Below are 818 nucleotides of genomic sequence, written 5' to 3' on the forward strand. Positions count from 1 at the left end.
GGGACCGTGTTCGCGCTGCTCGGTCCCAACGGGGCCGGCAAGACCACCGCCGTGAAGATCCTCTCCACCCTCGTCACCCCCGACGCCGGCGACCTCCACGTCGCCGGCCACGACCTGGCCACCCACCCCCAGGCCGTACGCGCCGCCATCGGCGTCACCGGACAGTTCTCCGCCGTCGACGGCCTCATCACCGGCGAGGAGAACATGCTCCTCATGGCCGACCTCCACCACCTGCCCAAGCAGAAAGGACGACAGGTCGCCACCGAACTCCTCGAACGCTTCGACCTCACCGACGCCGCATCGAGGCCCGCCTCCACCTACTCCGGCGGCATGAAACGCCGCCTCGACATCGCCATGACCCTCGTCGGCAACCCACAGATCATCTTCCTCGACGAACCCACCACCGGCCTCGACCCCCGCTCCCGCCACACCATGTGGAACATCATCCGCACCCTCGTCACCGACGGAACCACCGTCCTGCTCACCACCCAATACCTCGAAGAAGCCGACGAACTCGCCGACCGCATCGCCGTACTCCACAACGGCACACTCGCCGCGGAAGGCACCGCCGAAGAACTGAAACGCCTCGTCCCCGGCGGACACGTCCGCCTCCGCTTCACCGACCCCGACACCTACCGGTCCGCCACCACCGCCCTGCGCGAGGGAACCAAGGACGACGAGGCCCTGTCGCTTCAGATCCCCAGCGACGGCAGCCAGCGCGAACTGCGCGCCATCCTCGACTGGCTCGACGCCACCGGCATCGAAGCCGACGAACTCACCGTCCACACCCCCGACCTCGACGACGTCTTCTTCGCCCT

1 protein-coding gene is annotated in these 818 nt (G+C 68.1%); it reads left to right on the top strand.

What is annotated here, in order from left to right; translation table 11 throughout:
- The coding region (locus tag E6R60_RS36460; protein WP_136331020.1) for an ATP-binding cassette domain-containing protein at window positions 1–818 on the top strand (818 nt) is incomplete at both ends.

The organism is Streptomyces sp. A0642 (assembly GCF_004795105.1).
Classification (GTDB): domain Bacteria; phylum Actinomycetota; class Actinomycetes; order Streptomycetales; family Streptomycetaceae; genus Streptomyces.